Source organism: Methylomonas sp. MgM2 (assembly GCF_054172045.1).
In genome coordinates this window covers 1-26,980 of record NZ_JBSYXO010000011.1, presented here as the reverse complement: position 1 = coordinate 26,980, position 26,980 = coordinate 1, and the positions used below count along the sequence as shown (strand labels likewise).

Below are 26,980 nucleotides of genomic sequence, written 5' to 3'. Positions count from 1 at the left end.
TTATGAAATTGGTGATTGTCAGCGGCTTGTCGGGTTCGGGTAAGAGTATCGCTCTGGATACGCTGGAAGATTGCGGCTATTACTGTATTGATAATCTTCCGGTGGCCTTATTGCAGGATTTTATCGATCATGTGATGTTGGTTAATCGGGAGACTTACAATAAAACCGCTATCGGTATCGATGCTCGTAACCAGACCGAAAAGTTGGCCGAATTTCCCGATGATCTCAAACAAATTCGCGACAAAGGTATAGAGTGTAAAGTCGTTTACATGCAGGCCGAGGAGAAGATTCTCCTGAAGCGATACAGTGAGACGCGCCGTCGGCACCCTTTAACCACTGCGCAAAGGCCCTTGCGCGAAGCCTTGGAAATCGAACAAGAAGTTTTGAGGCCGGTCGCCACTCACGCCGATATTGTTATCGACACGAGTTATACGCTTTATCACCAGTTAAGAGACTTGTTAAAAAACAGACTGGATGAAAAAGGTAAAGGCCGTTTATCGATTCTTTTTCAATCTTTCGGTTTCAAATACGGCATACCTCTAGATGCCGATTTCGTCTTCGATGCGAGGAGTTTGCCAAACCCGTATTGGATAGCTGAGCTGCGCGCCTTCAATGGAATGGATCAGCCGGTCATCGATTTTCTCAACGGACACTCGATCGTCGTCGAATTCTTCGAAGATATTAGTCATTTTATAGAGCGCTGGGCCCCCCGGTTTGAGTCGGATAATAGAAGTTATCTGACGATCGCGGTTGGGTGCACCGGTGGTCAGCATCGTTCAGTTTACCTAGTCGAGGCGCTCGGACGGCATTTTAAAAAAATTATTCCAAATGTAATCGTTAGACATAGAGAACTACGATAACCAGCGCCGGAACCTCCAGAATCATTTTCCTATGACGTCTCCATTACAACAACAGAATAGAAAACAATTAGTCGATAAAGCCGTTGAAGTTTTAACAAAAGATTCTCAGATCGAAGTCAGAGACTTGGTTTATTCCCTGTATCCGGCTGAAACCGCGCATATTCTCAATTCATTGGCGCCTGAACAGCGCGCTAGAATTTGGGCCGTTATTCCACCTAGCGTCATGGGTGAAATATTGGTTGAAGTCAATGTCGAGGTCGGCAGCTATTTATTAAAAATCACCGACAGAAAAGATTTGATCGCCGCTTGCGAGCATATCGGATCCGGTCATATGGTCGATTTATTGCACGTCTTGCCGGAGCCTTTGTTATCGCAGCTCATTGAAATTATTGGCGCAAATAACCGCGCGCTTCTTGAGGAGGCGATTGGTTACGACGAGCATACGGCCGGTGGCCTGATGTCGAAAGATATATTGACGGTGAGGGCTGATGTTACGTTGGACGTTGTGGCCCGCTATCTGCGGTTGCGCGGAAAAATCCCTGCCGATGCGGATAGTTTGATTGTGGTTGATCGGCAGGAGCATTTTCAGGGCGTATTGCCCTTGAGTCGGTTTTTGTCTTCCGACCCGCATAAAAAGGTAGCCGACGTGATGGATGCTCGGGCAGCGGCCGTATCCTACCGCATGTCTAGCCACGAAGTAGCCCTTTTATTTCACCAGCAAAAATTGTTATCAGTACCTGTATTGGCGGATGATGGTAAAGCCATAGGCCGTATTGGTATCGATCATGTGGTGGACGTGATTCGTGAAGAAGCCGATCACTCGCTGATGGGAATGGCGGGCTTGAGCGAAGATATCGATATGTTTGCTCCGGTTATTAGCAGTGCCAAGCGGCGAGCGGTCTGGTTGGGCATCAATCTAATGACCGCTTTTTTGGCGGCGTGGGTGATTGATTTGTTCGAAGATGCCATACAACAAATCGTCGCCCTTGCGGTGTTGATGCCTATCGTTGCGAGTATGGGCGGCATCGCGGGTAGTCAGACGCTGACCTTAGTCATTCGAGGCCTGGCATTGCAACAGGTGTCTTCGGGAAATACGATTAGTCTGTTTTTCAAGGAAATTTCCGTCGGCATCGTGAATGGTTTGATCTGGGCAGTGGTCGTTGCCAGTGTGGCGGCTTTCTGGTTTCATAACCCGAATCTCGGTTATTTGCTAGGCGCGGCGATGATGATCAATTTGGTATGCGCGGCATTGTCCGGGGTTGCTATTCCGGTGGTGCTCGATCGTATGGGAATCGACCCGGCTTTGGCTGGAGGCGTATTGTTAACGACGATTACGGACGTGGTTGGTTTTATGTCTTTCTTAGGATTGGCAACTCTGTTTTTGCTCTAAATGTGTCGAATGCATTTTCCGGACGAAAATGATAGTATTGATCGTCAATTAATTGATTCCTTTTGAAAGTTCAATGTCAAGCAATGCCCCTAATTTGTCAAAAGTCGCCTTAGAGTTCAAAAGCACGTCATTGACTATTCCGGTTTTGCTGCTTGCGAGCAATGATATGGGGCAAATCGAACTGCAGTTGCAGGAAAAAATAGCGCAGGCGCCGGAATTTTTTAAGAACTCGCCATTGCTAATCGATTTTCAGAAATTGAACAATCAGAATTTTGAGATTGCCGTTCGAGATATTGTCGATCTGCTGCGTGACAAAGCGTTCATGCCTATCGGTATTCGAGGCGGAACGGAACAACAAAACCAAGATGCATTGGCATTGAATCTGCCGGTCCACTCTATACATGGTAGCAATACCGCAATCAATAATACTAAGCCGGAACCCAAGACCCTGACAATACCCGAACCCGAGTCCGAAGAAATAAAACAAACGGAATCCGTTTCCGAAAATAAGCTGATCACTTATCCGATCCGCTCCGGGCAGCGAGTATATGCTAAAGGTGATTTGATTGTGACCGCAACGGTTAGCGCAGGCGCGGAAATCATGGCTGAAGGGAACATACATGTTTACGGAGCATTGCGTGGTCGGGCTTTAGCGGGAGTATTAGGCAATGTGGAAAGCCGAATTTTTTGTTCGGACCTGGCGGCCGAGTTGATCTCAATCGCAGGTATTTACAAGGTCAGTGATGATATAGACCCCGAAACGGCGCATAGGCCGGTTCAAATCAGTCTAAATAACCAAACACTTATTATTCAAGATATTTAAGCTTTGTCGGAGGAACAACATTGGCCAGAATAATCGTCGTAACGTCAGGAAAGGGTGGCGTGGGCAAAACCACAACCAGCGCGGCTATCGCAATGGGCTTGGCAAAGAGAGGTTTTAAGACCGCGGTCATCGATTTCGATGTGGGGCTACGTAATCTCGATTTGGTCATGGGATGCGAGCGTAGAGTTGTATATGATTTGATTAATGTCATCAACAACGAAGCGACTCTGAAACAGGCTTTGATCAAAGACAAACGCTGCGATCAGCTCTTTATCCTGCCGGCGTCGCAGACGCGCGATAAGGATGCGTTGACTATCGAAGGGATAGAAAAAATTTTTGAAGAGTTGTCCAAGGATTTTAAATACATCGTATGCGATTCGCCTGCCGGCATCGAGCGCGGTGCGACCCTTGCGATGTATTTTGCCGACGACGCGTTTGTCGTGACGAATCCGGAGGTATCGTCTGTGCGCGACTCCGATCGCATGTTGGGGATTTTGGCGAGTAAATCGCGTCGTGCAGAGAGAGGCGAAGAGCCGATTAAGGAATATCTGTTATTGACACGTTATTCTCCGGATCGCGTTAAGCTCGGGGAAATGTTGAGCGTGGACGATGTACAGGAAATTTTATCCTTGCATTTGTTGGGCGTGATTCCGGAGTCGAAGTCGGTATTAAATGCGTCTAACTCGGGTGTGCCTGTAATTTTGGACGAGCAGAGCGATGCGGGTCAGGCCTATCAGGATATCGTTGCTCGTTATCTAGGTGATAATAAACCTCACCGTTTCATTGAGGAAGAGAAAAAAGGCTTGTTTAGCAAGTTATTCGGGAGTAAGTGATGAGTCTCTTGGATTATTTCAGGTCATCGAAACCTAGTTCGGCGTCGGTTGCGAAAGAGCGCTTACAGATTCTAGTGGCCCACGAGCGCGCTTCTAGAAACCAGCCGTCTTATTTGCCGCAATTGCAGCAAGAGCTGTTAGCCGTCATTCAAAAATATGTCAATGTGGGTCAGGATGCCATTACCGTCAACTTTGAACAAGACGGAAATCAGGAAACATTGGAATTGAATATTGTGCTGCCGGAAGAGCATTAAGCTTCGGTTACAATGCCGCCAATATCTGAGGCCTGAGGCTGGATAAAAGGTTTTTTACTGAAACGCGAGGTGTTGAATATGAGAGATGTAATTGGTGAAGCGGCCGGTAAAATCTGGCATTACTTAGACGAAAACGGTGACGCTAGTGTGACGAAATTGGCCAACGAAACCGGACTTGGTAAAAACGAGGTTCAGCGGGCGCTTGGTTGGTTGCTGAAAGAAGATAAACTCAATGTCGAATCCTCCGGCCGTACCGAAACCATATCTTTGAAAAAATAATTTGCCCCAATAAAACCCTGCTTAAGTTTAACCTAAGTAATTTAACGCAAATTAGCGCTTCACATTAGCGGCATGTTGTTTAGGCTGGATGTGCAGGGTTTTTATCTTCATTGATTGTATATGGCTGAAAGGCGATATATACACCCTTCTTCTCAAACATAAAAAATCGACTACAGTTACTGCCTGCAGAATTTAGTAACTGTTATGCGAATTCTGTAATTCCCTTTTTGATTCGGAGTGCTTTGCTCGAAATGAAAGCCAAAATCGCTACTTTATTAACGATTATCTTTTTGGTAGTCATCAACTTTGCTATCTGGACTTATGTCAACGACCCGTTGCATCTACAGTCATGGAATAACACCATGATGGGGGTGACATATAACGGCACACGCAAAGACTTCAGTCCCGAAAAGAAGAACTTTCCAACGCGTGATCAAGTTCGGGAAGACTTGGAATTATTGGCGGACAAAGTCCATGCTATAAGAACTTATACCTCCCTTGAAGGCATGGAGGTCGTGCCGGAATTAGCCGCGCAAAACAAACTCAATTTGGCTATGGGAGCGTGGATCGACTTAGTGGACGAGACCACGACCGAAGAAGAACGCCTGAAACTTATAAATAAAAATCGCCAAGACGTCGAAAACCTGATCAAGTTAACCAACGAATATCCTAAAACCATAGTGCGGACCTTGGTAGGCAACGAATCCTTATTAAGGGCTCGATCCAAACTTGCCGGACCGATTGCATATCAGATCAGGGAGCAATACAGCGGCGAGCTGAGCGAAAAAGAAATCAACGATAAAATCGACGAAGAAATTAAGGTCAAAGTTGCTGAAAAAGCTAACGAATTAATCGAATATATTCGCGAAGTTAAAAAACGCACATGGAAGCCGGTAAGCACATCGGAAACTTGGGATATTTGGGCCTCGAATCCCGCCTTGGCGGCCGAAGTCGATTACATCGGTGTGCATATTTTGCCTTATTGGGAGGGTGTGCCGGTCGATTTGCCTAAGGGTGCGGAAGGCGATGCCGCGGTCGATTACGTATTTAAACGCTATTATGAATTACAGCAACTTTACCCGAACAAGCCTATCGTCATTACCGAGACGGGTTGGCCTTCCGATGGCCCGCCTCACGGTGCCGCCACGACCTCATTAATTAACGAGGCCAAATTTTTGCGAGCGTTCCTGAACCGGGCGACAGCGGAAAAAATCATTTATTACGTTATCGAAGCATTTGATCAACCGTGGAAGATTGAACTGGAAGGCACTGCCGGTGCATATTGGGGTTTATTCAATGCCGACCGTCAGCCCAAATTTCCGATGGAAGGCGATGTGCTGGCTAATCCGATGTGGCGCAATTTCGCCACCGGCGCAGCCTTACTCAGTATGATCTTGATGGCGGCATTTTTGTTTAAGCGGAAAAGCCTGAAATTGCCGGGAAAACTATTATTCGGGATTATGGTCAACTTGGCTGCTTCCGTGTTGTTCTGGTCGGCTTCCGTCGCTGCTGCCCAGTACCAAACCAGCTTTTCTATCGTGTTTTGGAGCATCTTGCTGCTGATGCAAGCGATGGCGATATTGGTTTTGTTGACCGAAAGCCTGGAATTAGCGGAAGTGTTATGGCATCGCAAAGGGAGGCGCACGTTCAAGCCGTTAACGCCTAGTCCCGAGTTTAGCTATCCCAAAGTTTCCATTCATTTGCCGATTCATAACGAGCCGCCGGAAATGGTGCGCAAGACCCTGAATGCATTGGCCAAAGTGGATTATCCGAACTATGAGGTGCTGGTGATGGATAACAACACCAAGGATCCGGCGGTTTGGATGCCGGTACAGGAGGATTGTGACCGGCTGGGTTCGAAGTTCCGTTTTTTTCATTTGGACAATTGGCCGGGATACAAAGCCGGCGCGATCAATTACGCTTTAGACAATACGGCGGACGACGCCGAAATCATTGCGGTCATCGACAGCGACTACATTCTGTCGCCGGATTGGCTGAAGTCCATGGTGCCTTATTTCGACAGAAAGAATGTCGGCTTCGTCCAATCGCCGCAAGATTATCGCGACGGCCACATCAGTACCTTTAAAGATATGTGTTATTGGGAATATGCCGGATTCTTCAATATCGGCATGGTGCAGCGCAACGAATATAACGCCATTATCCAGCACGGCACGATGACCATGATACGCAAGTCTGCCTTCGAAAAAGTCGGGCCGTGGGGCGAATGGTGCATCTGTGAAGATAGTGAACTGGGTTTACGCTTGTATGAAGCCGGTTATGATTCGGTTTACTGCAAGGAGTCGTTTGGTCGCGGCTTGATGCCGGACACCTTCTCGGGTTATATGACGCAGCGTTTCCGTTGGGTTTACGGCGCAATGCAAATCATCAAAAAGCACTGGCGCCATTTCTTGCCGAATAAAAAATCGGCCTTGACGTCGGCGCAGCGTTACTATTTTGTCGCCGGTTGGCTGCCGTGGTTCTCGGACGCCTTAGCTTTATTGTTTACCGTCGCAAGCTTGATTTTAACCTCCATGCTGGTGACCAACCCGCTTCATAGCGAACTTCCTATCAATGCGTTCTTATTGCCGACCATTGGTTTGTTTGTGTTTAAAGTGTTGAGGGGCTTATGGCTGTACAAAGCGCGTGTGAACTGTTCGGCGCTGCAGGCCTTGGGAGCCGCATTGGCGGGTTTGTCGTTGACTCATACCGTGGCAAGAGGGACTTTGCAAGGTTTGTTCACCTCGAATAAACCCTTTATGCGCACACCGAAATATGAGGCACAGGGGCCGTTAATCGCCGGTTTGCTCGTGATCTGGCAGGAAATCCTGCTGCTGACCTTATTGATCGCCGGTATCGTCGCGATGCGCATGGAACCTGAATTCGACAATGCCAGCGGTCAGCTTTGGGTCGCGGTATTGTCGGTGCAAGCCGTACCTTACGTGGCGACGTTTTTGACAATCTTAATCAGCGTCGCGCCGAGCTATTTTCCCGGTAACAAATTATCCTCGGATGAACTGGATGCCGACGCTTAGCTTCGGGCTGCTCTAAAAAAAAGCCCGCATCGCATGACGCCGATGCGGGCTTTTTTTAGCGGGTTAGAAAACTAACGGCCGATCAGTTTTTGTTCGGCTTCGCGATACTTAGACGCGCACTGCTGTGAGACATCGGGCGGTAATTTAGGTCCCGGCGCCGTTTTATTCCAGTCCAAAGTCTCCAGGTAATCACGCAAATATTGTTTATCGAAGCTAGGAGGGCTGATGCCGACCTGGTATTGCTCAACCGGCCAGAAGCGGGAAGAGTCGGGTGTTAAGGCTTCGTCTATCAAAAACAGCTTTCCGGTTTCGTTCAGTCCGAACTCGAATTTAGTGTCGGCGATAATAATGCCTCGCTGAAGCGCGTACTCCGCGGCGGCGGTATAAAGCTTAATGCTGACATCGCGGACTTGTTCCGCGATTTCCTGACCCATCAACGCAACAGTGTCCGCGAAACTGATGTTCTGATCGTGAATACCCACTTCGGCCTTGCTGGAAGGGGTGTATATCGGTTCGGGCAGTTGCTGAGCTTGCTGTAATCCTTCCGGCAACCGAATCCCGCAAACCGAACCCGTAGCCAAGTAATCTTTCCAACCCGAACCGATGAGGTAACCGCGAACGATCGCTTCTATCGGCAGCGGTTTTAGGCGTTTGACGATAATCGCACGCCCCTCTACTTGTTGACGCAAACCGGCGTCTGGAAGAACCTGCTCCAAGGTTAAATCGTCGGCTAAATGATTGGGAATGATGTCGCGCATTTTGTTAAACCAAAAATTTGAGACATTTGTCAGCACTTGCCCCTTACCGGGGATAGGGTCGGGCAAAATGACGTCGAACGCCGACATTCTATCGCTGGTGACGATTAACAAATGTTGCTCGTCGATCTCGTACATATCGCGGACTTTACCGCGTCCGAGCAGTTTTAAATTGGGGAGGCATGATTCGTAAAGCGCGGTAGGAGCATTCATGGCACGGGAAAATCGGTAATGTAGGAAACCCGAATTTTATCACTAAAGCGCTGCCGGATAAGACAGTAGACCGTTATCGCAAATAGCGCGGCGAACAACAACCCGACGGTTGAACGCCGGGGGATGTAAAGAGCGGTTAAAAATACTGTTTGGAGTTCTTAGTGTTACGGAAAAGGAGCGGCTTTTCTTCAGCGGAAATAGCCAGTTCCCGAGCCGACGCTATCGCGGCGTCGATTTTATGACGTTGCGGCGATTTGTTGCAAACCGGGTCCGTGCTGTACATATCGCCATTGAACAAATAGGCCTGGCAGCGGCAGCCGCCGAAGTCTTTGTGTTTCTCGTCACAGCTGCGGCAGGGTTCCTGCATCCACTCGGTGCCGCGGAAGAAGTTGAAAGTCTTGGATTCGTTCCAGATTTGCTCGATACTGTAATCCTTGACGTTCGGGCAGTCGAGGCCCGGCAATTCGCGGGCGGAATGGCAAGGCAATGCGGTACCGTCCGGGGCAATAGTCAAAAACGTGGTGCCCCAGCCGTTCATGCAGGCTTTGGGTCTGTCTTCGTAATAATCCGGCACCACGTAATAGATCTTCATCCGACCGGCGACTTTCTCCTTGTAGGCTTGAGCGATTTTCTCGGCTTCCTCGAATTGCTCTCTGGTTGGGAGCAGAATGTCGCGGTTGGCGTGGGCCCAGCCGTAATATTGGGTATTGGCCAATTCCAAATAATCGGCGCCCAGATTTTCTGCCATGGCCAGAATCTCAGGCATTTGATGAATGTTCTGGCGGTGGATGACCACGCACAATACCATAGGATAGCCGTGCTTTTTGACTAGGCGGGCGACTTCCTGTTTGTGTTCATAGCTTGCCGTGCCGGCGATGTGATCGTTGAGTTCCTGTGTGCTGGCCTGGATGCTGACCTGGATATGGTCGAGCCCGGCCTGCTTCAGTTCGATGATTTTTTCCTCGGTCAAGCCGTAACCGGAGGTGATTAGATTGGAGTAATAGCCCAAGTCGCGGGCATAGTGGACCAATTCGGTTAGATCCGTTCGGGTCAAGGGTTCGCCGCCGGAAAAGCCCAATTGCACCGCGCCCATCTTGCGAGCCTGGCTGAGCACGCGCTTCCAATCCTCGGTGCTCAATTCGTCCGGGTATTTCGCATAATCCAAGGGGTTGGAGCAATACGGGCATTGTAACGGACACTTGTAGCTGAGTTCGGCTAGCAGCCAGCGAGGCGGTGTGGGTTTAGTCTTGTCGGATCCAGCCATTTTGCAAAGCAATGTTCAGGAAGTTGGTGATGTCGTTGGCTAGGCCGGTGGTTTCGAACTTTTCTTCCAGCTCGGCAACGATTTGCGGCAGATTGTGCGCGCCGTCGCAAAGTTTGAGAATTTCCGCCGAACTTTGGTTCAATTCCACCATGCCTTCCGGGTAAAGAATCACAAACTTTTGTTGGGCTTCCTCCCACTGCAGACGGTGTAGTGGGGAAAATTGTAATGTTGAATCGGGATTGACGCTCATAGAATAAAATATTGTGGCTTTGGGTTACGCCGTTCAGATATCTTCAAAAATGTCAGCCAAAGCGAGGCCGATGTCCAGGCTCTGGAATTCACAGCTTACTTCGCCATGATAGTCGTGCAGTAGCCATTCATTGTTGCTGGTGCGGCGAAAGCACTCCACCCGGCGACTATCGATATCGACGATGACGTATTCTTGCAACGATTCCAGGCCGCGATAGGCGGCGAATTTACCGCCCCGGTCGTAAGCGGCGGTCGATTCCGACAAGACTTCGACGATTAACGTCGGATGCGAAATATACTGCTGACTTTTCAGGTCGTCCGGATGACAGGACACCATGACGTCCGGATAGAAAAACGCATCGGCGGTTTCGACGCGTAGCTTCAAATCGGAGATGTAAGCCCGACAAGGCGTGCCTCGCAGGCGTTGTTTCAAAGCCGCGGCGATGTTGAGGCTGACGACGACGTGGTTCTGTCGCGCGCCGACCATCGCAAACGCTTCGCCGGACACGAATTCGTGCTTTTCGGTTTGGGTCGCTTCCCAAGCCAAAAAATCATCGGCTGTCATGCTCAGGCGTTCGGCGGTTTGCATGCTTACTCGATATTGAAATATGGGGGCATGTTGTTGACATAGGCCAGATACATCGCATCGGCCATGCTCCACAATACGTCCAGCTTGAATTTCAGGATTTGCAACATCCGTTCCTGTTGTTCGCGGGTTTTGTACCAATCCAAAGTCAATTGCAGGCCGTGTTCGACATCGCGGCGGGCTTCGGTCAGGCGTTTCTTGAAATAGATATAGCCTTCTTTTTCCACCCACGGATAGACGTCGGGCCAGTTGTCCAGGCGTTGTTGGTGAATTTTCGGCGCGAAAAGCTCCGTCAGGGACGAGCTGGCGGCTTCGTGCCATTCCGCGCGTCGAGCGAAATTGACATAAGCATCCACCGCAAAGCGCACGCCAGGCAGCACATGTTCCAATGACGTGATTTCTTCGCGGGTCAAACCGACCGCAATACCTAATTGAATCCATGCTTCTATGCCGCCCGGATCGCCGGGGTGGCCGTCGTGATCCAGAATGCGCTGCACCCACTTGGCGCGCGTTTCCCTATCCGGGCAATTGGCCATGATATTGGCGTCTTTGATCGGGATCATCACTTGATAGTAAAAACGGTTGGCGACCCAGCCTTGCAGTTGTTGCTTGTTCAGTTTACCTTCATTCATCAACACATGCATCGGATGATGAATGTGGTAATACTTTTCCATGCCGCGCAATTTGGCTTCGAATTCTCCGCGGCTCCAGGGTTGATTGTCAGTAGTCATAAAACACCTTATTACAAATCGATTTCCAAACCGTCGTAAGCCACTTCGATGCCGTTGGCATCCAATGTCCTACGCTCGGGTGAATCTTCGTCCAGGATGGGATTGGTGTTATTGATATGGATCAAAATCTTTCTGGCCTTCGGCACGTCGTTCAGTACTTCTATCATGCCGCCCGGGCCGGATTGCGGCAAGTGGCCGATTTCTCGCGCACGTTTTTGGCTGATGCCTTGTGTCACCATTTCGTCGTCGGTCCAGAACGTGCCGTCTACCATCAGGCAGTCGGCATTTTGCATGGCCTTGAATACGTGCGGTTCGATTTCGCCCAAACCAGGCGAATAATAAAGCTTCTTGCCGGTGGAAACCTGTTCGATAACCACGCCAATGTTATCGCCGTCGTGCGGGTCGTGCCGATGCGGCGAATAAGGAGGAGCCTTGCTTTTCAGCGCATGGGCATAGAGGCGGATGTCGTTTATGCCGGGAATTTCGAACGGAGTTTCGTCGCAGGCGATCGAGTGGTGATTGACGGTGCAATAATCCTTCAACATCGTGAACAGCGGAAAACCGGTGGTCAGGTCTTGCCGGACCATTTCGGTGCAATAGACATCCAATGGTTTACCTTCGCGCAGCATCAACATGCCGGTCGTGTGGTCGATTTGGCTGTCAATCAATAATATCGCTTTGATGCCGGTGTCGCGCACGCCTTCTTTAGGTTGTATAGCAGGAAAAGCCTCCAGTTGGGCGCGGATATCCGGTGAGGTGTTGAATAACAGCCAATTGCGGTTATCGGTGCTGATCGCGATGGAAGATTGGGTGCGGGGCTTGCCGTTGAGTTGACCGATACGTAGTCGGTGACAGTTATTGCAATTGCAGTTCCATTGCGGGAAACCGCCGCCGGCGCCGGCGCCGAGAACTCTAATTTTCATATTCGTTCGGATTTGTTCGATGTGTGCTGCATGATACGGGATTAAAAAACGACAGGCAAAAAAAAGGGGCAGGTAAATGCCCCTTTTTTATTTACAAGCGCTAAGAATTAACGGTTGTAAATATACATGGTGACTTCAAAACCGAAACGCATGTCATTGAAAGCAGGTGTTTCCCATTTCATTTGTAATACCCTCCAGAGGTTTGTTGTAGTGTGCTAGCTTGATCAAAAAAGCTGGCCGAAGTATACGATGAAGTTTTTTTTCGCGCAACTTGCTAATTCGCGTTTCCAGCCGCTCTGCGACTTTGCTTTCGGCGACTAAGTTCCTTGGTTTAGGATCATTTTTACCGCTATTAACAAAATGACTACCGCGAAATAGCGCTTGAGCTGTGGCGACGGTAATCGCGTGGCTAATTTGGCGCCCAATGGTGCGGTGATCATGCTGGTAACGATGATGCCGAAAAACGCGGGCAAGTAGATGTAGCCGATACTGCCGAACGGTAAATGTTCGTTATGCCATCCTAACAGAATGTAACTGGCGGAGGCCGACAGTGTGACAGGCAAGGCGCAAGTGGATGAGGTGGCGACGGCGTTTTTCATCAATAAACCTTTTTTAGCCAAGTACGGTACGGTCATCGTGCCGCCGCCTATGCCTAGCAATGCCGATAGAATGCCGATGGCAAAACCGATAGGGTAATCCAAGCGAGGGTGTTTGAAGGATAAGGAAGTCGTTTTTTGGGGAGGGAAGGCCATTTTAAAACCGGTATAGGCCAAATAAGCGGTAAACAGAATAGCTAATGAGTCGCCAACGATGTATTTGGCGGCCAATGCGCCGGCACTGGCGCCAAGTAACATGCTTGGACTGAGACGAAAAGCAATTCGCCAAACGATATTGCCCAGGCGATAATGGGTCGTTACTGACGCGGCCGAGGTGAACAGCGCCGTAGCCAAGGACGTGGCAATCGCCATTAGCATAATGTTCTGAGATTGAAAGCCTTGATTTTCGAACAGCCAGCTCAAAACGGGCACAACCAATACGCCGCCGCCGATGCCGAATAAACCCGCGCTAAGTCCTGCAGCCGCACCTAAAAATAAACCACTCAATAAAATTTCGGTCATAAACGAATATTGGACGCTAATAAGCAGGGCACTATGATAGCGAGTCATTTATACTGTGCGCTTAAATCCTTCAATTTTGCGTGAGTCGGAATTCATGAAAACTTATCTGGTTGGCGGTGCCGTGCGAGATCGTTTACTGGATTATCCGGTATCGGAACGGGATTGGCTGGTGGTCGGTGCCAGTCCCGAGGCCATGATGAAACTGGGTTACAGAGCGGTGGGTAAGGATTTCCCGGTATTTCTGCATCCCGACACACATGAAGAATATGCGCTGGCACGTACCGAGCGGAAAACCGCGCCCGGTTATAAGGGGTTTGATGTTGACGCCAATCCTAACGTGTCATTGGAAGAAGATTTAATGCGGCGCGATTTGACCATCAACGCGATGGCGATAGACGAGGACGGTGTGCTGGCCGATCCTTTTGGCGGGCAGAAAGATCTGCGCGACCGTATCCTACGGCATGTTTCGCCGGCTTTTGCCGAAGATCCGGTGCGCATATTGCGTGTCGCCCGTTTTAGTGCCCGTTATGCGCATTTAGGCTTTAAAGTCGCCGAAGAAACCAGGCAATTGATGCGAGCTATGGTGGCTGCCGGTGAAGTCGATTATTTGGTTCCGGAACGTGTTTGGGCTGAGTTAAACCGGGCTTTGAGCGAGCAGACGCCGGCGGCATTTTTTGAAACGCTGAAAGATTGCGGGGCGTTGCAGGCAATCTTTCCGGAAATTCATGCCTTATTCGGCGTGCCTCAACCGCCTAAATATCACCCGGAAATCGATACCGGCGTGCATAGTTTAATGGCGCTGACCCAAGCCGTTCGATTATCCCCTAAACCGCAGGTGCGTTTGGCAGCGTTATTGCATGATTTAGGTAAGGCTTTGACCGATCCGAACTATTGGCCTAGCCATCATGGTCATGAGCGTAAGGGCTTGCCGATACTGGAAAAGTTCTGCCAGCGTTTGCGTATCCCGAAGGCTGTCAAAGCCTTATGTGCGCAGGTAATGGAATATCACACGCATTGTCATCGGGTGTTTGAGTTGCGGGCCGATACCTTAGCCGAAATGTTACAGAGTATCGGCGCATTCAAGGCCGAAAACCAGTTACAGGATTTTTTATTCGCTTGCGAGGCGGATGCTAGGGGGCGGACAGGCTTCGAAAATATATCGTATCCGCAAGCCGAATTCATCAAAGCCGCCGCCGAAACCGCGCGTGAGGTGGATACTCGCGACGTGCTGCAATCTAATTTACAAGGTGCGCAAATCGGCGCGGCTATCCATGGTTTGCGCAGCCAAGCCATCAAATCGTTGAAACAAGCCTCTTCTTTTTCCTTAAGCCACGTATGACACCGGTTTTTATTTCGATTAGCTTGCTGATTTGCAGTAATGTGTTCATGACTTTTGCCTGGTATGCCCACCTAAAAGAACTTAATCATAAGCATTGGTTGCTTGCGGCCTTGCTGAGTTGGGGATTGGCATTTTTCGAGTATCTATTGCAAGTTCCCGCCAATCGTATAGGCCATTCGGCACTGAATGTAGGGCAATTGAAAATCATGCAGGAGGCGATCGCGCTCAGCGTGTTTGTGCCGTTCTCAGTGTACTATCTGAAAGAACCCTTGACGCGAGATTACCTGTGGGCGGGTTTGTGCGTGATGGGGGCCATTTATTTCATGTTCAGGCCCAAAATGGGTTGAACATAGCCGAAAAACGGAATGTCGTCATGCTGAGTTATCGCCACGGTTTTCACGCCGGCAATTTTGCCGATGTGCTGAAACACAGTCTGATTGCCTTGGTTATTAATGCGTTAAAGCAAAAAGATAAGCCTTTTGTCTATATCGATACTCATGCCGGCGCCGGTAAATACTCGCTTAATTCCGAATTCGCCCAACAAACCTGCGAATATCAACAGGGTATCGACCTTATTTGGCGAATTCAGGATTCTCCTGAACACATCAAACCTTATCTATCGGCGGTAAAGGCGGAAAATACCAGCCTCCAATTGGTGCGTTATCCCGGTTCTCCGCAATTAGTCAGACGTTTAGTCAGATCTCAGGATCGTCTGCTCCTTTCAGAGTTACATAGTGCCGACTACGAACAGTTACGAGAATTGTTTGCCGGCGATAAGCAGGTTGTCGTCGCTAAAGAAGACGGCTTACAAACTCTGAATAGAAAGTTGCCGCCGGTTCAAAGGCGCGGTTTGATCCTGATCGACCCGAGCTATGAGCTGAAATCGGACTACCAGAAGGTGGTCGATGTATTGCAGAATGCTCATCGCCGATTCGCGACAGGAATTTATGCATTGTGGTATCCGGTCATTCAGCGAGACCGAATCGAAAAACTAATCCAAAGCCTTAAATGCACCGGCATACCCAAGCAATTGCGTATCGAGCATTGCGTTGAGGGGGATAGTGCAATGCGAGGCATGACCGGTTCTGGTATGCTGTTTATCAACCCTCCCTGGCAATTGCCGAGTCAGGCTGAAGCCCTTTTGCCGTGGTTGAACGAAGTCTTGACCGGTGGATTGGGAAATTGGAAAGTCGAATGGATGGTGTCGGAATCGGGCAAATAAAGGGCAACTCCGAAATGGATATGGTTAAAAAATATTTGGATTTGATCATAGTCGCTTTCGTAACGCTGGCGCTGCTGTTTTATGATGTTACATTCGACTTATTGACGGAATTGTTGCATTTCCTTTTAGAGCGCGGCCACGAGCTATTCGAGTGGGTTGAGCTCGGTATCGAACATACGGTGGAGCATGTGTTTCATACCAGCCACCACGGCGCCCAGATAGTTACGTTTTATATTTTATTGGCGCTGGGCGCTTATTTCGCTTATCGTCTATGGCATGCGTTGCCGCGTGTTTATAAGCGAATGAAACACGGTTTGGTGGAAACATGGCATCGACGTAAAACGGAATGGGAACTCTATTGGCTGACGTTAACCTTACCCTATAAGCTGTTGATGCTTGCCATTGCATTGGGCGTTGCTTATGTGGCTTCGTTTTTTGTAATGTGACCTAATTTATTGTTTCCTTAAATCTTTGTGGTACACATGCTTTTATCTGAACAAGTTAAACAAACCATTCTCGCCGCAAACGGCCTGGAAGTTCGAGACGTCGACAGAGTGATGTCCGCGTTGTTGAGTACGCCTGTGGATGCGGCCGACATTTATTTTCAAGCGAGCCATTTCGAGTCATGGTCCATGGAGGGAGGAATAGTCAAAGAAGGGACTCATTCCATTGAACGCGGTGCCGGTGTCCGGGTGGTCAGCGGTGACAAAACCGGTTTTGCCTATAGCGACCGCATCGAGTTACCGATTCTACTGGAAGCGGCCGATAATGTGAAAGCGATTGCCAGACAAGGTCAGCATGCGCAGCATAGAATCGCGACCCGAACAGCTTGGCCGCAACTTTATCAGCCCTTCAATCCGCTGAAATCGCTGGATGATCTGCAGAAAATCGATTTGTTGAAACGAGTCGACGCCGAAACGCGGAAGCTCGACAATCGAATCGAAGAAGTCATCATTAGTCTGGTTGCGGTCTACGATAACGTTTTGGTTGCGACTCCCGACGGCTCTTTGATTGCGGACGTGCGCCCATTGGTTAGGATGAACGTCAGCGTCATCATGGTGGAAAACGGCCGGCGGGAGCAAGGTAGTATGGGCGGCGGTGCGCGCAGCGATTACAGTTACTTTTTAGATGGCGATCGAGCGTTCGAATACGGACGCGAAGCCGTGCGTCAAGCCCAAGTCAATTTGCAAGCCGAAGATGCGCCGGCCGGCGGCATGACCGTGGTACTCGGCCCCGGTTGGCCCGGTATTTTGTTACACGAAGCGATAGGCCACGGATTGGAGGGTGATTTCAATCGTAAAGGTACGTCCGCGTTCAGCGGACGTGTGGGCGAGCGGGTTGCATCGGATTTATGCACCGTGGTCGACGACGGTACCTTGCCGGGACGACGCGGTTCATTGAGTATCGATGACGAAGGTACGCCAACCGAAAATACCGTGCTGATCGAAAAAGGCATATTGAGAGCTTATATGCAGGACAAGTTAAATGCGCGCTTGATGGGCGTTAAGCCTACCGGTAACGGCCGGCGTGAATCTTATGCGCATCTGCCCATGCCGCGCATGACCAATACGTACATGTTACCCGGCAATAGCGATCCGGATGAGATTATCCAATCCGTCAAAAAAGGTCTTTACGCGCGCAATTTTGGAGGAGGTCAGGTCGATATTACCTCCGGCAAATTTGTTTTTTCCGCCAGTGAAGCGTATCTCATTGAAAACGGGAAAATTACATGTCCTGTTAAAGGTGCGACTCTGATCGGCAATGGGCCGGATGTGCTGACCAAGGTATCGATGGTCGGTAACGATATGCAATTGGATAGCGGTGTCGGTACCTGCGGTAAAGAAGGGCAAAGTGTACCGGTGGGTGTAGGCCAGCCGACCTTAAAAATCGACAGCTTAACTGTTGGCGGTACCAGCGTTTAAACGTGTAAAGAGTTAAATGCATTCCACGTCAAATGATTAATTAATCCGAAGAGAGTTTTCCTTGCAAGATCAAGCAGAAATCAACCGTTTAAAAAACGTGGTTCAGCAGTTGCTGGACGAAGCGAAGCAGCAAGGCGCCACGGCGGCCGAAGCGGCTTTCAGCGTAGACAATGGCTTGTCGGTATCCGCTCGGATGGGCGATGTTGAAACCATTGAATATCACTGTGACCAAGGCATAGGCGTGACCGTATATTTCGGTCGGAAAAAAGGTGCGGCCACCACCAATGATGTTTCACCGGATTCTTTAAAAGAGACCATAAAGGCCGCATGCAGTATTGCGCGCCATGCGAGTGAGGATGAATACGCCGGTTTGCCTGATCCTGATCTATTGGCGACTGAATTTCCGGATTTGGATTTAAATCACCCGTGGTCGATCGATGCCGAAAAAGCAATTGAACTGGCGATCGAATGTGAAGATGCCGCCCGGAACTATCATAAAGCGATTACTAATTCGGAAGGCGCTTCAGTCAATACTCATCGAGGCACGCGAGTATTCGGTAATTCGATGGGGTTTTTACAAGGCTACCAGTCCACGCGGCACTCCATTAGTTGTTCCGTGCTAGGCGGAACAAGCGATGCGATGCAACGCGATTATTGGTATAGCGTGTCACGGAATCCAGCTTTGTTGGAATCGGCGCGCGATGTCGGCGAAAAGGCGGCGAAACGGACGGTCGCACGCTTAGGCGCGCGTAGTCTCAATACGCGACAATGCCCTGTGCTGTTTGCGCCGGAAATGGCGGCGGGTTTGGTCGGTGCTTTCTTGGGGGCGATTAGTGGGAGCAGTTTGTATCGCAAAGCGTCTTTTTTATTAGATAGTTTGGAGACGCAAGTGATGCCGGGTTTCGCGCGCATCCATGAGCAACCTCAAATGGTGGGCGGTTTGGGTAGTGCTAATTACGATGCCGAAGGCGTCGCTACTCAAACGCGCGATATCGTCAGTAACGGCATTTTGCGTTCTTACATTCTTAGTACCTATTCCGGACGTAAACTTGGAATGAAAAGCACCGGCAACGCCGGTGGGGTGCATAACATCGTAGTCGAGGCGGGCGAAAACGATTTCGATGGCATGCTGAAGTTGTTAGGCACCGGTCTGTTAGTGACCGAGCTGATGGGCCAGGGCGTTAATCGGGTAACGGGCGATTATTCTCGGGGTGCTTCGGGTTTTTGGGTCGAGAACGGTGTTATTCAATATCCGGTACAGGAAATTACCATCGCCGGTAACTTGAAAAGTATGCTGCGTAACTTGGTGGCAGTCGGGAATGATGTCGATTTGCGCGGCAATATTCGGGTGGGATCGATTTTGCTGGACCAAATGGCGATTGCCGGCGGGTAGAACAATACAGAGGGCTTGGCAGGATGGAATACTTTTCTTCTCTAAATGTGGCGTCGAGTGGCTGACAAATTCAACGGCTTTATGATCGATTCGGTTGAGTTGATTCGAATCGACGTCAAAGAACTGAAAATCGGTATGTTTGTTTCTAAACTGGACCGGCCGTGGCTGGAAACCAATTTCCTGTTTCAGGGTTTCGAGTTAAAAAATCAAGCCGACATCGACGCGGTACAAAGGCAGTGCGACTATGTTTACATCGATGTCAGTAAGCAAACCAAGGTTCCGCAATACGTGGCGCGCAGCACGCCCTATAGCAAAGATTATCTGGAAAAGGTCAAGCCGCCGGAAAAACGCACCTCGTTTAAGCGAGAAATCAAACAAGCGGAATCCGTCTACCAGAAAACCAGCGGCCTGGTTAAGAGTTTCATGGAGGAAGTCAGTTTGGGCCGGCCCGTCAATGTATTGGCCGGCAAGCGAGCCGTGTCCCGCTGCGTCGACAGTATCTTGAATGCTCCGGATGCGTTGATGTTGATGACGCATTTGAGAAACCGAGACGAATATACCGCGCAGCACAGCATGAATGTATGCATATTCGCAATCGCATTGGGGCGGCAGATCAACTTGTCGGTTGCCGAACTGAATGACTTGGGTTTGTGCGGCATGATGCACGATATGGGCAAGATGCGGGTGCCGCTGGAGATATTGAACAAACCGGGGCGATTGACGCCGGAAGAGATGCAGACCATGCAAGGCCATGCGACTTTGGGGTGGCGGATTTTGCTGTCGACCAACGGCATGTATGCGGGAGCGATCGATGTCGCATACAGTCACCACGAGCGCTTAGACGGTAACGGCTATCCCAGAGGGTTGAAAGCCGAGCAAATTACCCCCTATACGCGAATGGTCGCGATCGCCGATATGTACGACGCGGTCAGCAGCGACCGGGTTTATCAAAAAGGCCGGTCGCATCTGGAGGCGATCAAGGTATTGACCGAGTGCTCATCCAATGGACATCTCGATCCGGCATTAACCATGAAGTTTATCGAATGCTTGGGTATTTATCCGGCAGGCAGCATTGTCGAGCTTACTAGCGGCGAAGTGGCGATGGTGGTTGAGGTCAACCCTAAGGCGAAACTCAAACCCAAGATCATGATGCTGCGTGATTCGGATCAAGCCGCGTGTAACCCTTTCATCGTCGATCTGTCTATGGTCGGATTGAAAGAGGACGGACAGCAATACACCGTCAAGAAAGTCTTGCGTCCGGACGAATGCGGCATTGATTTGCTCAAATACTACAAAAACGGCTTGTTGCAAAAAGGTTGGGAAGAACCGGAAGCCTAAAGGCTGCGTAAGATTTCTTCTAATAATTGCGGACCTTGGTAAATCAGTCCGCTGTAGATTTGAACCAAACTTGCGCCTGCCTCCAGTTTCTCGTTGGCGTCGTCAGCGCTTAATATTCCGCCAACACCGATAATCGGCAATTTTCCGTTAAGTTCCGCAGCTAGGCCTTTCACAACGGCAGTCGAGCTTCCTTTGACTGGTGCGCCGCTTAGACCGCCTGTTTCGTCGCCGAATTTATGGCCTTGTACTTTGTCGCGAGCGATGGTGGTGTTAGTCGCGACGACGGCGTCCATGTCGAACTCAAGCAATAACCGGGCGATATGGCTGATCTGTTCGGATGTTAAATCAGGCGCGATCTTTACCGCGATCGGCGTGTATTTGCCATGTTCGGTTTGCAGTTTGAGTTGCTCTTGTTTTAACGCGTCCAATAAATGTTTGATCTCGTCGCCTTGTTGCAATTGACGCAGATTTTTGGTGTTCGGCGAAGAAATGTTGATTGTGACATAGCCGGCTGGCAGGTAACTTTTACGCAAGCCGATTAAATAGTCGTCGATTGCGTTTTCAAGCGGCGTATCGGCGTTTTTGCCGATGTTGATGCCTAAAACCCCACGATAACGGCTACGTTCGACTTGCCGTATTAAGTGGTCTATGCCGAGGTTATTAAATCCCATCCGGTTGATGATTGCTTGATGTTCGGGAAGGCGAAACAATCTAGGCTTGGGATTTCCGGGCTGCGGACGCGGTGTGACCGTGCCTATTTCGATGAATCCGAAGCCAAGCGCCGCTAAGGCATCGATATAGTCGCCGTTTTTATCCATGCCGGCGGCCAGACCTACGGGATTCTTGAAGTCCAGCCCCATTACGCGTACGGGTTTGTCAACCGAGCGGGCGCGGCTTAAAACGGATAAGCCGGTTTGATCGGCCAGTTTTAATAATTTCAGCGTGACCTGGTGAGCCGTCTCAGGGTCGAGCTTGAAAAGGAGCGGGCGGACTAATGGATACACGTTCATGGTTCGGTCAATGGTGTAAGGAATAAGGGGCCGGATCAACTTCGGTTGGGCGCTGTAGGATCAAGTCCGCCAAAAGCCGCGCGGAAGCGGGGCCCATGACTAGGCCATTGCGAAAATGGCCGGCGTTGATGCTGAGATTGTCAACGTCGGGATGAAAACTGATATAAGGGACGCCGTCGGGTGTGCCGGGACGTAATCCGGCCCAATGTTCACATACGGGATAATTTTTTAAGTCCGGCAGCAACTCGGTAGCGAAACGATGTAGCGTTTCTTTAGCTTCTTGAGTGGTGACTTTCTCGAAACCGACTTGTTCGACTGTGCTGCCGGCCAAAATTTTGCCATCGCGCCGTGGAATCAGATAATGGTCGCCGTCAAGTATCATGTAGTTTAGCGTCTCCGGTCTTGCATCGAATAGCAGCATTTGTCCGCGGACGGGTTGTATTGGCAGTTGGACGGAGGCGTGAGGTAGCCAGTCGGCAAGCAAATTTGCGCTCCATGCGCCGGCGCAAATGACGACATGCTTCGGTCTAAAACTCTGTCGGCCCATATTTATGCTCGTTAAGTGTCGTTTTTCGACATCGACGCCGAGAATTTCGGTCTGTTCGATCAGGCGAACGCCTTTTTGTATCAAATAAGCTTTTAGAGATTTCAGCAGCCGCGGGTTACGGGCTTGAGCGATATCGGGTAACCATAACGGCTGCTCGAATCGGGTGTTCAAGTTTTTCAACAGCGTCGGTGGCGCGTCCCGGTAAGCAACATGTCTACTTTCGCACCATTGAATGGCGACGTCGTAATCCGGATTTTTACAGATTAACATGCCGCAGGGGTTCCACTCCGGATCAATGTCGGTGGCTCCGTCTAGCTCTCGGCTAAGCGATGGATAGCGTTGCAAGCTGTTGATCACTAGATCGGAAATGGCCTTCTTTTGGCGCCAAGGGTAAATCGGTAGAAGGATGCCGCCGCCGGCCCATGAGGCTTCGCGTCCAATACGCGATTTGTCGATTATCGTAACTTCTCGACCGGCCATTCGCAGTTCGCGTGCGGTTAACAAGCCGCTGATGCCGCCGCCTACGATCAAGATGTCTGTTTCTAAAGTCATTTGCAAAATGCTGGTTTCGGTTCCTTTCAAGTTAACACGAAACCCTGCCGATTAGCTGCCCCATCTATAGATTTTTTTGTAGGGACGATAGGCCCGACGTGCCATACCTGCTCTGATTTGGTGCAACTAGGCCCTATTTCTGAATTGGTGCGGCTTTTAAACTATTTGTTGTTTTTTTTAAACAAGCGGTGATTTTTCTTTATCGATGCTCTATATATTATTGAAAGTTAATGTGTTTTTTTTATTAAAAAAATAGACGTAAAACTTGTAAGGATGGGAAAGTGCTGCTATTATTGCCATCGTTGAAAAAATCTGTGTTGCAATTAAGCAAAATGCAATCTGTCTAACAACAATGACCCTTGGGGGGGACGACATGACTTTTAACAAAACTCAATTAGCGCTAGGCGTTGCCGTAGCGTCTTTATCTATGGCAATCGTTGCCCCTGCGCAAGCGGCGGACAGCAAAACTGAAGCGCTGGAAGCTCAGATGCAACAAATGGCGGCGCAAATGCAAGCCATGCAAGCCGAATTGAACCGCGTCAAGGCTCAAACTGAAAAATCTTCGACTGAAACAGCCAAAGTCCAAGAATTGGATCAATGGATGGCTTCAGTTAAGGCGGCGCCTGCTGTGGCGGCTCCGAAAGATAATTTGATTGCGGTTCGCGGCGGTTGGGCGACATTGGATCAAGATAGAGGTGGTGCGTTAAACAATAAAGGCGCCTTGCTGTCAAATAACGAAAACAACGACGGCTGGTATATTGGCGGTGCGTTTGACTTCAATGTCAATAACGATTTGTTTGGTTTGATGGATGATACTTCGTTTGGCGTTGAGTTGGGTGTGCAGTACGATCAATACGGTTCGGGCCAAAATTCTCTAACAAATGGCACTTTCACGGCTATTCATACTGAGAGTGGTACTACTGTTCCGCTTAACGCCGGCAACCCTGTTTCAACCGACGCTCGTTTGAGAATTATGGCGTCGCCGAAAATCAAATTCATGCACGGCAGTAAATTCCGCCCGTGGCTGATTCCAATTGGTTTGGATATCAATATCTTGGGTGTTCCATCCAACGCGGTTTCTGTGTTGAATGCAGGCATGAATTTCGGTGCGGGTGCTGAGTATGAATTGTATAGAGGCATAGTGCTTGGTGCGGATACTCGCTACCACTACTCAACTAGCCGTACCGACGGTACTCCAACCGACGGTTTGACTGCTGGTGGTTATCTAGGTTTCCAATTCTAATATCTTAAGTCGGACACGCCCCAAAAGGGAAGGCAAAGGCCTTCCCTTTTTTATGCTTGAGCGGCGATGCTATACTGATAGCCTAAATGGTATCGGCTTCATGTCGATTTCGGTTCATTCGTAATCTTTGTCGGCAATGAAATCCCTCTATCCTGAAATTTCCCCTTTTCATCGTTTTTTTCTCGAAACGGAAAGTGTTCACCGGGTCTACGTTGAGCAATCCGGCAATCCTGCCGGTATTCCGGTAATTTTTTTACATGGCGGACCCTGTTCAGGTACTAAGCCTGATCACCGGCGATTTTTTGATCCCGATAGGTATCACATTATTTTGATGGATCAGCGCGGATGTGGGCAGTCTTTGCCATTTGGCGAGTTGGCCGGTAATACGACGCAGGATTTGTTGATGGACATGGAGCGTATTCGGCAGCAATTGCGGATCGACCGGTGGTTATTGTTCGGCGGGTCTTGGGGCGGCGCGTTGGCCTTGTTGTATGCGCAACGATTTCCGCAGCATGTGTCTGCGATGATATTACGTGGTGTATTCCTGGCACGCCGGGCCGATATGGAGTGGTTTTTACATAACGGAGTAAATCGCATTTATCCTCAGAGATGGCAGGATTTGTTGGATGGCATCGGGTCAAAACCGGACGACGATGTTTTGCAAAGGTTGTATAAGGCGGTTTTTGGTAGCGACATAGAGGCTTCGCAAAGTGCGGCTTTACAGTGGCAAACTTGGAGCGGTCAAGTGGCTTTGGGGAATGAGTTTTTGCAGAGCGGGAGTTCTATCGGCGACACAGAAATCAAGCAAGTGCAAATGGAACTGCATTATGCAAAAAATCACTATTTCATTGAAGAAAATCAGATCCTACAACATTGTGATGTGTTACAGGATGTTCCGGCTATCATTATTCATGGCCAGAACGATTTGACCTGTCCGCTGGAAGCGGGTTGGCGTTTGCATAAGGCTTTGCCGCACGCGAAATTTGTAGTATTACCCAATGCAGGGCATGTCGCTAAAGGGGCTGATATGATCGATGCGTTAGTTTCGGCTTCCGACGAAATGCTCAGCGTACTTTCCTGAAGCCGAAGGCGCGGTATGGATAAGAAAAAACGTCTCGTTATCGCGATGACCGGCGCTACCGGCGCCGTATACGGTGTGCGCATGCTGCAGGTGTTAAAGGATTTGCCGGAGTGGGAAACGCATTTAGTTATTTCGTCGGCGGGTTTGGTCAATTTAAAGCACGAGCTCGGTATGAGTCGTGCGGCATTGTATGCCTTGGCGGACGTGGCGCACGGAATCAACGACGTTGCCTCTTGTATCGCCAGTGGTTCGTTTAAGACCGAAGGCGTCATCATCGCGCCGTGCTCGATGAAGACCTTGGCTGCAGTGGCTCACGGTTTTGGTGATAATTTGATATCGCGCGCAGCCGACGTGGCGCTGAAAGAACGGCGAAAAACCGTATTGGTTCCGCGCGAAACGCCGTTAAATTTAGCGCATATTCGCAATATGGCGGCGGTCACGGAGATGGGGGGGGTTATATTTCCGCCCATGCCGGCATTTTACAATAAGACCGATTCGGTCAAGACCGTGGTAGATGAGGGGGTTGGGCGCATATTGGAAATGTATGGCGTTGCGGTGGAAGGGCTTTATACGCCATGGGTCGGATTGAGCGATTAAAATCAAAATTCGACAGAAAATTAAGAAAATTAGCGTCTAAATAGCTGGCTTTCGATTGACAGCGCGCATCATTCTGATTTAGAGTTGCTGCCAGTTTTTTTATTGCCCATCGACAAATGTTATTTTTGCTTCATTTGGCACATGTCCAGGCGTTGGTGAGCGGTCTTTATAACTATAACTGTAACAATCGGAGCACATCTCATGGCAAGACCATTAATTCAAATGGCGTTGGATTCACTGGATTTCGACCAAACCGTTGCGTTGGCTGATCAAGTAGCGCCTTATGTTGACATTTTTGAAATAGGTACGCCTTGCATTAAATACAACGGTATCAACCTGGTTAAAGAACTGAGAAGACGTTTCCCTGATCAACTGCTGTTGGTTGACCTGAAAACCATGGATGCGGGTGAGTACGAAGCCGGCGCTTTCTACGCGGCTGGCGCCGACATCTGCACCGTGTTGGGTGTATCTGGTTTGGCTACTATCGGCGGTGTTGTTAAAGCTGCGAAAAAACATGCGGCTGAAGTTCAAGTTGACTTGATCAACGTGCCTAACAAAGCGGAATGTGCTCGCGAATCTGTCAAACTAGGTGCTCAAATTATGGGCGTTCATACCGGTCTGGACGCGCAAGCGGCTGGCCAAACCCCATTCGGTGATTTGAACGAAGTCGCTTCATTGGGCTTGGGCGTACGCGTTTCGGTTGCCGGCGGTATCAAACCGGCAACCATCGATCAAACCGTTAAAGCGGGCGCGAACATCATCGTCGTTGGTGCCGCTATTTACGGTGCACCTTCTCCTGCAGATGCTGCTCGCGAAATTCGCGAATTGGTTGAAGCTGCAGCTGCTTAATACTCGCTTTGGTCAAAGTTAGCTTTAGCTAATTAAACTGAGGACGGCTGGTTAGCTCCACCCGTCCTTTGTTGTTTTATCTATCCGTAAAATAATAGCGGTCGTTGAGCCGCAATCTCAGCATTTATCATCAATTTAAGGAGACACACATGCCTTCGCGCCGAGACTTAGCGAACGCCATCCGCGCACTTAGCATGGACGCCGTACAAAAAGCCAACTCAGGGCACCCGGGTGCGCCAATGGGGATGGCGGACATAGCGGAAGTTTTATGGAACGACTTCCTGAGCCACAACCCGAACAACCCGAAATGGGCCAATCGCGACCGTTTTATACTGTCCAACGGCCACGGCTCCATGCTGATTTACTCTTTGCTGCACTTGGCCGGTTACAACCTGCCCATCGAAGAACTGCAAAGATTCCGTCAACTGCATTCGCAAACGCCCGGTCACCCCGAATACGGTTACACCGAAGGCGTCGAAACCACCACCGGCCCTTTGGGCCAAGGCATCACCAATGCCGTCGGTTTCGCATTGGCCGAACGCACCCTGGCCGGCCAATTCAACCGTCCGGGCCATGA

General features: G+C 49.7%; 28 protein-coding genes and 1 pseudogene. 19 read left to right on the top strand and 10 right to left on the bottom strand.

The window, feature by feature from the left end; genetic code table 11:
• Positions 1 to 2: 2 nt before the first annotated feature.
• The 7 genes from rapZ to ACW73I_RS10305 all read left to right on the top strand — a co-directional run bounded on the left by rapZ (position 3) and on the right by ACW73I_RS10305 (position 7,471).
• Complete coding sequence (gene rapZ / locus ACW73I_RS10335) at positions 3 to 860, top strand: RNase adapter RapZ (RefSeq protein WP_458029221.1); 858 nt, start codon at positions 3 to 5, stop codon at positions 858 to 860.
• 31 nt (positions 861 to 891) lie between these two features.
• Positions 892 to 2,250, top strand: coding sequence for a magnesium transporter (gene mgtE / locus ACW73I_RS10330; RefSeq protein ID WP_458029220.1), 1,359 nt, complete (start codon positions 892 to 894; stop codon positions 2,248 to 2,250).
• A gap of 73 nt (positions 2,251 to 2,323) precedes the next feature.
• Positions 2,324 to 3,073, top strand: a complete 750-nt coding sequence (minC, locus tag ACW73I_RS10325) for a septum site-determining protein MinC (RefSeq protein ID WP_458029219.1) — start codon at positions 2,324 to 2,326, stop codon at positions 3,071 to 3,073.
• Positions 3,074 to 3,093: 20 nt separating this feature from the next.
• Entirely contained in the window at positions 3,094 to 3,906 is an 813-nt protein-coding gene (gene minD, locus ACW73I_RS10320; protein WP_458029218.1) for a septum site-determining protein MinD, read from the top strand.
• The gene (gene minE, locus ACW73I_RS10315) at positions 3,906 to 4,160 is read left to right on the top strand and encodes a cell division topological specificity factor MinE (RefSeq protein WP_458029217.1); all 255 of its coding nucleotides are present in this window, start codon (positions 3,906 to 3,908) and stop codon (positions 4,158 to 4,160) included. The genes minD and minE overlap by 1 nt, the downstream gene beginning before the upstream one ends.
• Before the next feature lie 78 nt (positions 4,161 to 4,238).
• A complete protein-coding gene (locus tag ACW73I_RS10310; protein WP_458029215.1) occupies positions 4,239 to 4,439 on the top strand; it encodes a winged helix-turn-helix domain-containing protein in 201 nt (66 codons plus the stop codon).
• A gap of 251 nt (positions 4,440 to 4,690) precedes the next feature.
• Positions 4,691 to 7,471: a glycosyltransferase gene (locus tag ACW73I_RS10305; RefSeq protein ID WP_458029214.1), complete on the top strand. Its 2,781-nt coding sequence runs from the start codon at positions 4,691 to 4,693 to the stop codon at positions 7,469 to 7,471.
• 71 nt (positions 7,472 to 7,542) lie between these two features.
• Here ACW73I_RS10305 and ACW73I_RS10300 read toward each other — a convergent pair whose 3' ends face one another.
• The 8 genes from ACW73I_RS10300 to ACW73I_RS10265 form a co-directional block, all read right to left on the bottom strand.
• The gene (locus ACW73I_RS10300) at positions 7,543 to 8,439 is read right to left on the bottom strand and encodes a phosphoribosylaminoimidazolesuccinocarboxamide synthase (protein WP_458029212.1); all 897 of its coding nucleotides are present in this window, start codon (positions 8,437 to 8,439) and stop codon (positions 7,543 to 7,545) included.
• A 136-nt stretch (positions 8,440 to 8,575) separates the two neighbouring features.
• Positions 8,576 to 9,703, bottom strand: coding sequence for a pyrroloquinoline quinone biosynthesis protein PqqE (pqqE, locus tag ACW73I_RS10295; RefSeq protein ID WP_458029211.1), 1,128 nt, complete (start codon positions 9,701 to 9,703; stop codon positions 8,576 to 8,578).
• A complete protein-coding gene (pqqD, locus tag ACW73I_RS10290) occupies positions 9,681 to 9,953 on the bottom strand; it encodes a pyrroloquinoline quinone biosynthesis peptide chaperone PqqD (RefSeq protein WP_458029210.1) in 273 nt (90 codons plus the stop codon). Before pqqD ends, pqqE begins: the two co-directional genes overlap by 23 nt.
• Before the next feature lie 33 nt (positions 9,954 to 9,986).
• Entirely contained in the window at positions 9,987 to 10,541 is a 555-nt protein-coding gene (locus tag ACW73I_RS10285) for a Uma2 family endonuclease (RefSeq protein WP_458029209.1), read from the bottom strand.
• 2 nt (positions 10,542 to 10,543) lie between these two features.
• The gene (gene pqqC / locus ACW73I_RS10280) at positions 10,544 to 11,269 is read right to left on the bottom strand and encodes a pyrroloquinoline-quinone synthase PqqC (protein ID WP_458029208.1); all 726 of its coding nucleotides are present in this window, start codon (positions 11,267 to 11,269) and stop codon (positions 10,544 to 10,546) included.
• Between the two features lie 11 nt (positions 11,270 to 11,280).
• Positions 11,281 to 12,192 carry a pyrroloquinoline quinone biosynthesis protein PqqB gene (gene pqqB, locus ACW73I_RS10275; RefSeq protein ID WP_458029207.1) on the bottom strand — a complete coding sequence of 304 codons (912 nt, stop codon included), beginning with the start codon at positions 12,190 to 12,192 and terminating at the stop codon, positions 11,281 to 11,283.
• A gap of 107 nt (positions 12,193 to 12,299) precedes the next feature.
• Positions 12,300 to 12,374: a pyrroloquinoline quinone precursor peptide PqqA gene (gene pqqA, locus ACW73I_RS10270; protein ID WP_458029356.1), complete on the bottom strand. Its 75-nt coding sequence runs from the start codon at positions 12,372 to 12,374 to the stop codon at positions 12,300 to 12,302.
• Positions 12,375 to 12,509: 135 nt separating this feature from the next.
• Positions 12,510 to 13,310, bottom strand: coding sequence for a sulfite exporter TauE/SafE family protein (locus tag ACW73I_RS10265; protein ID WP_458029206.1), 801 nt, complete (start codon positions 13,308 to 13,310; stop codon positions 12,510 to 12,512).
• 94 nt (positions 13,311 to 13,404) lie between these two features.
• Here ACW73I_RS10265 and ACW73I_RS10260 point away from each other — a divergent pair, with 94 nt between their 5' ends.
• From ACW73I_RS10260 to ACW73I_RS10230, 7 genes are all read left to right on the top strand, one after another.
• Complete coding sequence (locus ACW73I_RS10260) at positions 13,405 to 14,649, top strand: multifunctional CCA addition/repair protein (protein ID WP_458029205.1); 1,245 nt, start codon at positions 13,405 to 13,407, stop codon at positions 14,647 to 14,649.
• Positions 14,646 to 14,996 (top strand): DMT family protein, encoded by a 351-nt coding sequence (locus ACW73I_RS10255; RefSeq protein WP_458029204.1) that lies wholly within the window; start codon positions 14,646 to 14,648, stop codon positions 14,994 to 14,996. Before ACW73I_RS10260 ends, ACW73I_RS10255 begins: the two co-directional genes overlap by 4 nt.
• 26 nt (positions 14,997 to 15,022) lie before the next feature.
• Positions 15,023 to 15,871 carry a 23S rRNA (adenine(2030)-N(6))-methyltransferase RlmJ gene (locus ACW73I_RS10250; protein ID WP_458029203.1) on the top strand — a complete coding sequence of 283 codons (849 nt, stop codon included), beginning with the start codon at positions 15,023 to 15,025 and terminating at the stop codon, positions 15,869 to 15,871.
• 20 nt (positions 15,872 to 15,891) lie between these two features.
• The gene (locus tag ACW73I_RS10245) at positions 15,892 to 16,317 is read left to right on the top strand and encodes a hypothetical protein (protein ID WP_458029202.1); all 426 of its coding nucleotides are present in this window, start codon (positions 15,892 to 15,894) and stop codon (positions 16,315 to 16,317) included.
• 36 nt (positions 16,318 to 16,353) lie between these two features.
• Entirely contained in the window at positions 16,354 to 17,793 is a 1,440-nt protein-coding gene (gene tldD / locus ACW73I_RS10240; RefSeq protein WP_458029201.1) for a metalloprotease TldD, read from the top strand.
• A 61-nt stretch (positions 17,794 to 17,854) separates the two neighbouring features.
• Entirely contained in the window at positions 17,855 to 19,186 is a 1,332-nt protein-coding gene (gene pmbA, locus ACW73I_RS10235) for a metalloprotease PmbA (protein ID WP_458029200.1), read from the top strand.
• Positions 19,187 to 19,243: 57 nt separating this feature from the next.
• Positions 19,244 to 20,524 carry an HD-GYP domain-containing protein gene (locus tag ACW73I_RS10230; RefSeq protein WP_458029199.1) on the top strand — a complete coding sequence of 427 codons (1,281 nt, stop codon included), beginning with the start codon at positions 19,244 to 19,246 and terminating at the stop codon, positions 20,522 to 20,524.
• On the opposite strand, the gene ACW73I_RS10225 is transcribed toward ACW73I_RS10230, so the two are convergent.
• Together ACW73I_RS10225 and thiO are read right to left on the bottom strand one after the other, a co-directional pair.
• Entirely contained in the window at positions 20,521 to 21,534 is a 1,014-nt protein-coding gene (locus ACW73I_RS10225; RefSeq protein WP_458029198.1) for a quinone-dependent dihydroorotate dehydrogenase, read from the bottom strand. The genes ACW73I_RS10230 and ACW73I_RS10225 overlap by 4 nt on opposite strands.
• Positions 21,535 to 21,541: 7 nt before the next feature.
• Positions 21,542 to 22,633 (bottom strand): glycine oxidase ThiO, encoded by a 1,092-nt coding sequence (gene thiO / locus ACW73I_RS10220; protein WP_458029197.1) that lies wholly within the window; start codon positions 22,631 to 22,633, stop codon positions 21,542 to 21,544.
• 508 nt (positions 22,634 to 23,141) lie between these two features.
• Between thiO and ACW73I_RS10215 the strand changes: the two genes are divergently transcribed.
• The 5 genes and pseudogenes from ACW73I_RS10215 to ACW73I_RS10195 form a co-directional block, all read left to right on the top strand.
• A complete protein-coding gene (locus tag ACW73I_RS10215; RefSeq protein ID WP_458029196.1) occupies positions 23,142 to 23,876 on the top strand; it encodes a hypothetical protein in 735 nt (244 codons plus the stop codon).
• A 136-nt stretch (positions 23,877 to 24,012) separates the two neighbouring features.
• Positions 24,013 to 24,957 carry a prolyl aminopeptidase gene (gene pip, locus ACW73I_RS10210; RefSeq protein ID WP_458029195.1) on the top strand — a complete coding sequence of 315 codons (945 nt, stop codon included), beginning with the start codon at positions 24,013 to 24,015 and terminating at the stop codon, positions 24,955 to 24,957.
• A gap of 15 nt (positions 24,958 to 24,972) precedes the next feature.
• Positions 24,973 to 25,554: a UbiX family flavin prenyltransferase gene (locus tag ACW73I_RS10205; protein ID WP_458029194.1), complete on the top strand. Its 582-nt coding sequence runs from the start codon at positions 24,973 to 24,975 to the stop codon at positions 25,552 to 25,554.
• Positions 25,555 to 25,755: 201 nt separating this feature from the next.
• The gene (gene hxlA, locus ACW73I_RS10200; protein ID WP_458029193.1) at positions 25,756 to 26,403 is read left to right on the top strand and encodes a 3-hexulose-6-phosphate synthase; all 648 of its coding nucleotides are present in this window, start codon (positions 25,756 to 25,758) and stop codon (positions 26,401 to 26,403) included.
• A gap of 149 nt (positions 26,404 to 26,552) precedes the next feature.
• Positions 26,553 to 26,980: pseudogene (locus tag ACW73I_RS10195) on the top strand (transketolase); the annotation flags it as partial.